Raw genomic sequence first — 10620 nt, 5'->3', positions numbered from 1 at the left:
AGGCAATAGGCAATCTTGCTACAGTCAAGAAGGCTTCTTAGTTGTACTGAGTTTTTTTCAAAAATCAAATATGAGTCCTATATATCATTTCCTAATCAGATGAGCTACATCATTTACCCTACTCGTTTGCAAGTGGGATGCTTGTACTTTACTCAAGCAAGAAACGCTACATAAGTTTCTTTAAATATAAAAGCTTTACTTATAGTTTTTCTATAAGTCATTACAAGGTAAACAAGTTACACAGACAGAAGCCTGCTTTTGCTACGGAGTTTAAAGGTATTTGCGACTGTTCAACTTTGCTGTTATATCACCAATGTTTTTGGGAAGACTAGTCTTTAATTAGTAAGATATTATATCCCTAGATTTTATGACAATTCCTCTCTTTTCTAGAGATGCTGGGCGTAGCTTGCTTATCCGAAGGGGTACGGATAGCTACGGTGAAGAAGGCAGGAGGCAGGATAGCGTAGCAATAGCGAGTCCGCAAGCGGCGGCGGCATACAGAAAGTTGAAATATAGTGTAGGTAACTCTTGGAGACGCTATGCGAACATACTTACAGTGATTGCTAGAAATTTGCAACCTGCTCTAGATGAGGTGTTTCATGTCCGCAGTTAGCCTCAGAAAGCTGCTCAACAAAAAAGAGTTGCCATCTCTTATTCATAACTTAGTCTATCAGCTCAACATTGCCATTGATATTGAATTGGTGGACGGCACGAAACTGATTAGCATTGGGGAGCAAGCTGGAGAAAATCGATATCCAATCGAGGTTTCAGGAGAAATCATTGGTTGGGTTGTTGGGCAAGAACAGGCAACTCTAGTTGCAAATTTGCTCTCATTTCTGGCAAAGCAGGAAGCAGAGAAGAAAGTACTCGCTAAAGAATTGCTAGAGCGATATCAGGAAATTGATTTGTTTGACGATATCTCGACTCAACTGACAACAAGTTTAGATACGCGACAGATTGCCCAACTTGTGCTGCAAGAATTGAGTCAATTAATTGAATCATCTGCGGGGATAATTTTGCTCCTCAGTCCAGATGCAACTGCCTTTGAAATTATTGCCGAATTTGGAGTGTTTTTTGACCATAATCAGCCGGAACCGGGTAAGGGAATTATCGGTAACATTGTGCAATCCAACCGCGCAGAACTGGTCAATGATGTGCAAGCCGATTCTCGATTAGAGGGGCAAAAAAACGTTGCTGCAATGATTTGCGTACCGTTACGAGCCAAAGAGCGGGTACTAGGAGCGATCGCTATTGGAACACCTAAAACTGACTCATACAAAGCTGAACACCTGAAACTAGTGAGTATCTTTGCCTCTCAAACAGCGATCGCCATTGACAAAGCTGTGCTTTACGAGCAAAGCACTCAAGCAGCCGTCCAGGCAAAAGCCCAGACACAGAAACTTCAGCAAGCTCTCCATGAGTTGCAATTAGCCCAAACTCAGTTGATCCAAAGCGAAAAAATGTCCAGTCTAGGGCAACTCATTGCCGGAGTTGCTCACGAAATCAACAACCCGGTTAACTTTATTTGCGGCAATTTAAAGTATGTTGCCGAATACGCCCAAGACTTGCTGCACCTGTTGGAAAAGTATCAGCAATTCTTACCTGTTGCTCCTCCAGAACTGGAATCAGAGTTAGACAATATAGACCTGGAATTTATCATGCAGGATTTCCCCAAACTGCTAGATTCGATGAAAGTGGGCACAAGTCGCATTGTCGAAATTGTTCAATCCCTGAAAAATTTCTCCCGCCATGACGAAGCCGACATGAAAGCCGTCAACATCCACGATGGCATCGATGGAACCTTAATGATTCTTCACCATCGCCTGAAAGCAGATGTTCATCGTCCGGCAATTGAAATCATTAAAGACTATGCAAAACTTCCTCTAATTGAATGTTATCCCGGACAGTTGAATCAGGTATTTATGAACATCTTGGCAAATGCCATTGATGCGCTCGAAGAGTCATTAGTCATTAGTCATTGCTCATTAGCATCAAACGAATCACAAATGACAAATGACAAAGGACAAATAACAATCCCAAGCATTACCATTCGCACCCAAGCCCTGGACAAAGAGTGGGTTGTAATTCGCATTGCTGACAACGGCCCTGGCATGAAAGAGGAAGTAATTCGCCGCATTTACGATCCCTTCTTCACCACGAAAGATATTGGTAAGGGAACAGGGTTAGGCATGGCAATCAGCTACCAAATTGTTGTAGACAAACATGGGGGAATCCTCAAATGTCGCTCTCAACCGAACGAAGGGACAGAATTCTGGATTCAGATTCCAGTAAATTGTGCATTGACAGACGTTGCTGAAGAACAAAATAGCACCTCTGCTTTGCCCACTCCCATAGCGGAATCATCCCCTACTTCCGATACCGACGGCTTCATTCCATCAACAGCTCCAATGCTCAAACCGACGGATTTGCTGATCCGCCACACTCAATTGATCCAGCGACTTTCACAGCACAGTCCAGATGTGGAAGGTGCATCACCCGATCAAATTTACCAGATGTTTCAACACCACCCAATTTCGTTAAAGCTTTACGCCACTTTGTTGTCTTGGTTCTGTTGTTCTAACCCTACCCAAATACGCCACTAAACAAACCTCAATGATGTTTAATCAAATTGATGAATACAACAGTCAGCTATTTGAACAATGTCCCGTTGGGCTGGTACTGTGCCGAACAGATGGGACGCTAATTAGCATCAACCCCGCCTATGCTGCCATTTTGGGGCGAACTGTTTCAGAAACCCTCAATCTCAATTATGGCCAGATTACTCCTGAAAACTATGCGATCGTAGACCAAGTTACGCTAGAGAACCTAGAACAAACTGGTCGCTATGGCCCTTATGAGAAAGAGTTAATCCACAAAGACGGGTATCTGATTCCGGTGAGAATTTCTGGACAGATGATTGAGAAAGATGGAGAGCAACTTATCTGGTCTAGTGTAGAGGATATTAGCGACCTTCGACGCGTTCAGCAGGAACGCCAACATACCGAACAAATCCTGAAACAAAGTGAAGCTCGATATCGTTCTCTGGTGACAGCTACCGCACAAATTGTCTGGGTAAGCACACCAGATGGAATTTATTTTGAACTAGGAAGCTGGATAGCTTATACAGGTCAGAGTCTAGCTGAAGCTGAGAAGGGGGGCTGGATTGATGCCGTTCATCCCGACGATCGCGCCTATACCGAAAAAGTCTGGAGTGCTGCGGTGGCAAACCAGAGGATGTATCAAATTGAATACCGAATTCGTGGCAAGGATGGCAACTATCGCTACTTTTGGGTCTGGGGTGTCCCCATTCTCGAAGAAGATGGCAATGTTCGGGAGTGGATTGGCACCTGCACTGATATTCACGATCGCAAACTAGCAGAAGCCGAAAAGCAGTATCTGGAAAAACGTTATCGCTCTCTGGTGACAGCTACTTCCCAAATGGTTTGGATTACCACTCCTGAAGGAATGCAAAAGGCAGATATGTCGAACTGGAGAGCCTATACAGGTCAAAGTGTAGCCGAAGCCGATGGTTGGGGCTGGATTGATGCCGTTCATCCAGATGACCGCCTCCACACTGCCGAAGTTTGGAGTGCCGCTGTGGATAATCGCAGCCTATATGAAGTTGAATATCGGGTTCGTGCCAAAGATGGCACTTATCGCTACTTTTGGGTCTGTGGTGTTCCTCTCTTAGAGGAAGACGGTAGTATCCGGGAGTGGGTAGGTACTTGTACTGATATTCACGATCGCAAGCTAGCAGAAAAAACTTTGCAACAGAGCGAAGAACGGTTTCGTTCTTTGGTGACTGCCAGCTCACAAATTGTCTGGTTGACTACCCCTGAAGGACGGGCGGTGAGCTGTGAAATGTCTACCTGGTTAGCGTACACAGGTCAGAGTGCAGATGAAATCGAGGGTTTGGGCTGGCTCGATCCGATTCACCCTGATGACCGCGCTCGAACCGCCCAAGCCTGGAGTAATGCTGTGGCGAATCAGAGTCTCTTTCAAACTGAATATCAGTTACGTGGTAAAGACGGCAGCTACCGCCACTTTTTTGTCTGTGGTACCCCCATCATAGAAGCAGACAGCAGCGTTCGAGAATGGATTGGCACCTGCACTGATATCCACGATCGCAAGCTGGCAGAAGCCGAAAATCAGCGTCTTCAAGAACGATATCGCTCCTTAGTAACTGCTACTTCACAGATCATCTGGGGAGCTACCCCAGAAGGACTGGCAATAAGTAGGGAAATGCTCACCTGGATGGACTATACGGGGCAGAGCAAAGCTGAAGTTGAGGGTTGGGGCTGGCTTGATCAAATTCACCCCGATGACCGTGCCAGTTCCACAGAAGCTTGGAATGCTGCTGTGGCAAACCGAGGTATCTACCAAACGGAATATCGGCTGCGTAGCAAGGATGGCGCATACCGCTACTTTTCTGTTTGTGGTACCCCTGTCCTGGAAGAAGATGGCAGCATTCGGGAATGGATTGGTGCTTGCAGCGATATTCACGATCGCAAACTGGCAGAAGCGGAAAATCAACGTTTATTAGATATGTTGAATCATTCCAGCGATGCCATCATTGTCCGCGACATGAGCGACAAAATTTCTCATTGGAATCAGGGTGCTGAAAGGCTCTACGGTTGGACGCGTGAAGAAGTGAAAGACAAATGCATTCAGACTTTTATCAAAAAAACCTTTCCAAAACCAAAACAAGAAATTATCGCAGAGTTATTAGAGCAAGGTAATTGGGAAGGAGAAGTGGAACATCTCACCCACGAAGGCAAACTGATTACCGTCCAGAGCCGATGGACGTTGCAACGGGACATCTCTGGTCAACCTTGCGCGGTGCTGGAAATTAATACCGACATCACTGCCCGCAAACAAGTAGAAATCGCTCTCAGGCAACTGAATCAAGACTTAGAAGCCAGAGTTATAGAACGGACAGCTGCTCTGCAAAATACCTTAGCTGAAGCGCAGGGATTAAATGCGATTTTAGATAACTTAGCAGATGGTTTGTTAGTGGCAGACACCGCAGGACAAATTACCCACTTCAATCCTGCCTTTTTAGCTATGTATGGATTGACAGCTAGCGCCCTCAATGGTCACTACCGAGAATTGTCACTATCTGGTTTAGCAGAGCTGATTGCACAAACTCAGTCCCACCCCGGAGAAGTTTTCTCTGCCGAAGTTGCACTGACGAAGGAACGTATTGGTCAGGCAGTGGCCACCGCCATTTTCAAAAAGACGGCAGATCAAGAACCCGCAGCTTGCTTCGGTTCGGCGCTGCTGATTCGGGATGTAACGGCAGAAAAGGAAATTGACAAGATGAAGACCGACTTCATCTCAACGGTTTCCCATGAGTTGCGAACGCCACTAACTTCTGTTCTTGGTTTTGCGTCCATCATTAAAGAAAAGCTAGAAACCGATGTGTTCCCAATTCTTCCTACCGAAGACCGCAAGCTTCAGAAAACCATCAAGCGGGTGGGTGACAATCTCAACATTATTGTCTCTGAAGCAGAACGGCTGACATCTTTGATTAATGATGTTCTAGACATCGCCAAGATGGAAGCAGGGAAGGTGGAATGGCAGATGCAGCCCATTGATCCTAGTGAATTACTTGATTGGGCAACCAATTCTACAGCCTCGTTGTTTCAAACCAATGGTTTGCAGTTGGTCAGCGAGATTGAACCTGGATTGCCTCAGATAGTAGGCGATCGCAACCGTCTGCTGCAAGTCTTAATCAACCTGATTTCCAATGCCGTTAAGTTTACCGAATCTGGTTGTGTTACCTGTCGCGTCAAACAAGGAAACGAGGGTGTTTGCATCAGCGTCATCGACACGGGTATTGGGATTGCACCTGAAGACCAGCCGAAAGTATTCGAGAAATTCCGCCAAGTTGGCGACACCCTCACCGACAAACCCAAGGGCACAGGATTAGGACTGCCCATCTGTAAGCAAATCGTCGATCATCACGGCGGTAAAATCTGGGTTGAGAGTGAACCAGGGAACGGCAGCATATTCTCGTTCATCATTCCCACCTACGCCAGCGATCAAAAAAGCACTGCTAATTTGAATCTAGATACGCTAGTCAAACAACTCAAAGAACACGTCATCATTAAAAACACTGTGGTGAACCAAAACCGTAAAACCATTTTGGTTGTAGATGATGACGCTAACATTCGGGAACTGCTCCGTCAACAACTGGAAAACGAAGGCTACAACGTTCGGGAAGGGAAAGACGGTATGGATGCAATTCATCAAATAAAAACAGCCCGTCCCGATCTGATCCTCTTGGATGTGATGATGCCCCAAATCAACGGCTTTGATGTAGCAGCCGTTCTCAAAAATGATCCTCAAACCGCAGACATTCCGATCATTATTCTGTCAATTATTGAAAACAAAGAACGGGGCTACCACATTGGCATTGATCGCTATCTCACCAAGCCCATTGACACAGAGAAACTCCTGGGCGAAATTGGCTCACTACTTTATCAGGGCACTTCTAGTAAAAAGGTATTGGTTGTAGATAAAAATGCATCAGCCTTAAAAACTCTATCAGATGTACTGCAAACTCAGGGATACAGCGTCATTGAAGCCTCAGATCCGCAAGAATGCATCCATAAAGCCTTGTTAGCCAAACCTGACATGATCATCATCGATTCTATCTTCTCTCAAGAAGCCGATTTGGTGAAAACCCTACGCTTTGAGAAGGAGTTGGAAAATGTATTTTTTATTATGTTGTCTGAACAGTAATTGCTGGGACTGGGGATTAGGGACTGGGGACTGGGGGATGAGGGAGAAATATTGAACAAGTTTCTTCCCAATCCCCAATCCCCAATCCCCAATCCCCAATCCCCAATCCCTATGACCCAGAAAATTTTGATTGTTGACGATGAACCCAATATCTTGATTTTGATGGAACAAGCCTTAGAAGCATTAGAAGACGAGGGTGTTGAACTTCTAACTGCTAGAAATGGAGAAGAAGCTCTCGAAACTATTAAAACCGAAAAACCAACCCTAGTTTTTCTTGATGTGATGATGCCTAAAATGAATGGTCTGCAAGTCTGCCATATTGTAAAACACGACCTGGGAATGACTGATGTTTACATTGTGATATTGACAGCTAAGGGACAAGAATTTGATAAACAAAAAGGTATTGAAGTGGGTGCAGACTTATATCTAACTAAACCATTTCGCCCCAAAGAAGTACTTGAAAAATCAATGCAGGTGTTGGGTTTTTGAAAAAAGTCTTAAATGCTTTTCACCTGCTTTCGCAGTATTTAGAATAATCGGCACAAATCTGGTTACACTTCGTTAATGGATCAACGGTTAACAGTACTCATGTCAGGGTAGCGCTCACCTGCTGCTACACCTTTTGGTGCAACTGCTTCCAGCCGGTTCAACTCTTGTTCCGTCAGGGTAATTTCGGTAGCTACAACATTCTCCTCTAAGTAGGTACGGCGTTTTGTACCAGGAATTGGGACAATATCTTCCCCTTGAGCGAATAGCCATGCTAGTGCAAGCTGACTCGCAGTTACTCCTTTTTCGGTGGCAATTGCCTTCACTTGCTCGACTAATTGCAGGTTCTTAGAAAAATTATCACCTTGAAAGCGAGGAGCATTTCTGCGATAGTCATCAGGTGCTAGATCATCAGGGCTAGCGATCGCACCTGATAAAAACCCTCTTCCTAATGGACTATAGGGAACAAACCCAATTCCTAATTCCCGCACAGTCGGTAAAATTTCATCCTCTGGCTCTCGACTCCAAAGAGAGTATTCGGTTTGCAGTGCCGCAATGGGGTGAACTGCCACAGCCCGCCGAATCGTAGCAGGAGCGGCTTCTGAAAGCCCTAAATAACGAACTTTTCCCAGCTTAACTAACTCTGCCATTGCTCCTACAGTATCTTCAATGGGTACGGTTTGATCTACCCGATGTTGATAATACAGGTCAATCACTTCTACTCCCAGACGTTTTAGTGAGGCATCGCAAGCTTGATGGACATATTCGGGTTTGCCACTAATCCCTTTCCAACCACCATCTTCAGTGCGGACATTGCCAAATTTGGTTGCTAATACTACTTGATCACGGCGATCTTTAATTGCTTTGCCTACTAGTTGCTCATTAGTAAAAGGCCCATACATATCAGCAGTATCAAGAAAATTAACTCCAAGTTCCAATGCTCGATGAATTGTAGCGATCGCCTCAATTTCATCACGGCCACTATAGAATTCAGACATTCCCATGCAACCAAGTCCGATAGCTGAAACTTCTAACCCTTGTTTACCTAGCTTTCTGGTTCTCATAAAACAATCTCCTAGTCAGTAATTGGCCAGAGAAAATTAAGTCTTTCAGGATTATCCCTTTTCCTCTCATCAAGTCATCTACACTTAAAAGTATTTACTGATAAAAGCAGTTAAAAAATATATTGATCAAAGCTCCGAATTCAAATTGAAGAAGAATTCAGGAGTCAGGAGTCAGGAGTCAGAATTCAGGAGCGGAGCCGGAGACGCTCCGCCTCCGCTCAAAATCAAGATGCTCTCTACGAGACGTTAAAAGCGTAAGCTTGCTTAATAGTAAGAGTACACCGCCGGCGCTATCGTGGACTCGCTTGCCGCCAACGCTATCCGCGACTCGTACAAAATTAATTCTAAATTCTAAATTCTGAATTCTGAATTCTGAATTCTGACTCCTGACTTCTGACTCCTGACTCCTGACTCCTGACTCCTAAATTCTGTTTCGATAAATAACAAAGGAAAAACAAGTCCGCATAACCCTGCTTATTCAGAAGCTAATTCTGGGAAAGCTTAATTTGTGAGAGCGAGAGGCTTTTGCCAGAAGGAACTAGAATTAGGAAACACCTAGCTGGGTTCTTCTGACTTTTGAAATTAGGAGTGCATGTGTGCCAAAATCCCCTAAATATTTGCTGATTGGATCAACCGAGACTTACAGCGGTAAATCTGCAACTGTTCTGGGTTTGTCTCATCAGCTACAGCAAAAAGGACTGGATATTACCTACGGTAAACCCCTCGGTACGTGTTTTAATTCGTCTAGTGGAACTGTAGTTGAGGAAGATGTCCAGTTCATCGCTCTTAGCCTCAATTTGCCGGAAAACCGCATTGCACCGACAATGCTGGCTTTGGATGAACCAAACGTGCAAAAGCGCTTACGGGGGGAAGACAAAACCGATTATCAGCAGTCCCTAATCCAGCAATATTTACATAAGTCCCAAGGAGATTTGGTGTTATTGGAGGGGCCTGGTGATTTATCCGAGGGCAATTTGTTTGACTTGTCTTTGCTGCAAATGGCTGAAGTCTTGGATGCTGGTGTGCTGTTAGTAGCCCGCTATAAATCCTTGCTTTCGGTTGAGGCGTTATTGGCTGCTAAAGGGCGTATGGGCGATCGCTTGATTGGAGTTGTGATCAATGATATTCCTGTCACCCAACTAGAAACAGTTGACACTCTCTTGCGTCCATTTTTGGAAGAGCAAGGGATTCCGGTGCTAGCAATGCTGCCAAATAACGCTTTGCTCCGCAGCGTGAGTGTTGGCGAACTAGTCAAGCAGTTAAAGGCTGATGTTCTCTGTCGCAACGATCGCCTAGATTTGTTGGTGGAAAGTCTGGCAATTGGAGCGATGAATGTCAACTCCGCTGTGAAATATTTCCGCAAACGCCGGAATATGGCTGTGGTAACAGGAGGCGATCGCGTGGAAATTCAGCAAGCGGCTTTGGAAACTTCTACCCAATGCTTAATTCTCACCGGGCAACTACCCCCGCCGCCGTTCATTCTCAATCGCGCTGAAGAACTAGAAATCCCCATTTTATCTGTTGACTTAGACACCCTCACCACTGTAGAAATTGTTGACCGCACTTTCGGACAAGTCCGACTCCACGAGCCGATTAAGGTTCAATGCGTTCGCCAGTTGATGTCTGAGCATTTTGACATTGATCGCCTGTTATCTAAACTGGGTTTGACTCCCGCAGCGGCATTGTCTTAGATTCCTCAGCCTTGACAATTAAGAGCATCTATGATCAGTTATCAGTTAGGAAGCTGTATTACTGGTGAGGGTGCAGCTGGTTCGCCGTCACCTCCCAGGCGACGGCCTGCTGTTTCCTTCCGCCCCATAGCAGGGACGTGCTTAGTTGCAGCAGCTAATCCAAAGATAGGCATATTCCCGTAAATCGCCTTATATCTTCCCGGTTCTATTAAATAAGTTTCGTGCCAAATGCCAACACTGCCATCAGCACCAATGGCTTGATTAAACCTTTGCCAAGCTTTTAAATGTGCATCGGCTGGATTTCTAGCAAAACGCTCCAAATCCTCGAACGATCGCCAATACTGAATCAGTCCTACCCCTAGCCAGTACACAAAAGTTTCTCCTCCTAAAAAGCCTTTTTCAGGATTCTGATTAAGGCTTTGTAGCATGGGCGACATTGCCCTGGCTGTGGGAATCCATTTGGAAAAAGCGAATAATTTATTAACTCGCATCCCAATCAAAAACACAACAAAGGGTTCATCAATCTCGGCTGTAAATCGTCCCGGTATTACTTGAGGCATCTCTGGCTCCTTGTTGTTTAAGTTAATATGCAACTAATTGCATAAACATATCTTTATGCAATTAGTTGCATA

Annotated in this window: 7 protein-coding genes; 5 read left to right on the top strand and 2 right to left on the bottom strand. The window is 45.0% G+C overall.

Annotation, left to right across the window (positions count from 1 at the left end):
- Window positions 1-367 precede the first annotated feature (367 nt).
- The 4 genes from RRG12_RS14755 (at window position 368) to RRG12_RS14740 (ending at window position 7236) form a co-directional block, all read left to right on the top strand.
- Window positions 368-613 carry a hypothetical protein gene (locus RRG12_RS14755; RefSeq protein WP_141699860.1) on the top strand — a complete coding sequence of 82 codons (246 nt, stop codon included), beginning with the start codon at window positions 368-370 and terminating at the stop codon, window positions 611-613.
- Window positions 600-2603: a GAF domain-containing sensor histidine kinase gene (locus RRG12_RS14750; protein ID WP_420759804.1), complete on the top strand. Its 2004-nt coding sequence runs from the start codon at window positions 600-602 to the stop codon at window positions 2601-2603. Before RRG12_RS14755 ends, RRG12_RS14750 begins: the two co-directional genes overlap by 14 nt.
- 13 nt (window positions 2604-2616) lie before the next feature.
- Window positions 2617-6747, top strand: a complete 4131-nt coding sequence (locus RRG12_RS14745; protein ID WP_420759816.1) for a PAS domain S-box protein — start codon at window positions 2617-2619, stop codon at window positions 6745-6747.
- Between the two features lie 111 nt (window positions 6748-6858).
- Window positions 6859-7236 carry a response regulator transcription factor gene (locus RRG12_RS14740; protein WP_069072871.1) on the top strand — a complete coding sequence of 126 codons (378 nt, stop codon included), beginning with the start codon at window positions 6859-6861 and terminating at the stop codon, window positions 7234-7236.
- An 80-nt stretch (window positions 7237-7316) separates the two neighbouring features.
- Here RRG12_RS14740 and RRG12_RS14735 read toward each other — a convergent pair whose 3' ends face one another.
- On the bottom strand, window positions 7317-8297 hold the full coding sequence (locus RRG12_RS14735; protein WP_420759803.1) for an aldo/keto reductase: 981 nt from the start codon (window positions 8295-8297) through the stop codon (window positions 7317-7319).
- A gap of 596 nt (window positions 8298-8893) precedes the next feature.
- On the opposite strand from RRG12_RS14735, the gene RRG12_RS14730 reads away from it, so the two are divergent.
- Window positions 8894-9988 carry a phosphotransacetylase family protein gene (locus RRG12_RS14730; protein WP_420759802.1) on the top strand — a complete coding sequence of 365 codons (1095 nt, stop codon included), beginning with the start codon at window positions 8894-8896 and terminating at the stop codon, window positions 9986-9988.
- A gap of 41 nt (window positions 9989-10029) precedes the next feature.
- Here RRG12_RS14730 and RRG12_RS14725 read toward each other — a convergent pair whose 3' ends face one another.
- Entirely contained in the window at window positions 10030-10548 is a 519-nt protein-coding gene (locus RRG12_RS14725) for a DUF4188 domain-containing protein (protein WP_420759801.1), read from the bottom strand.
- Window positions 10549-10620: the final 72 nt, after the last annotated feature.

The organism is Nostoc sp. CALU 546 (genome assembly GCF_048836525.1).
This window is presented reverse-complemented; position numbering and strand designations above follow the sequence as displayed.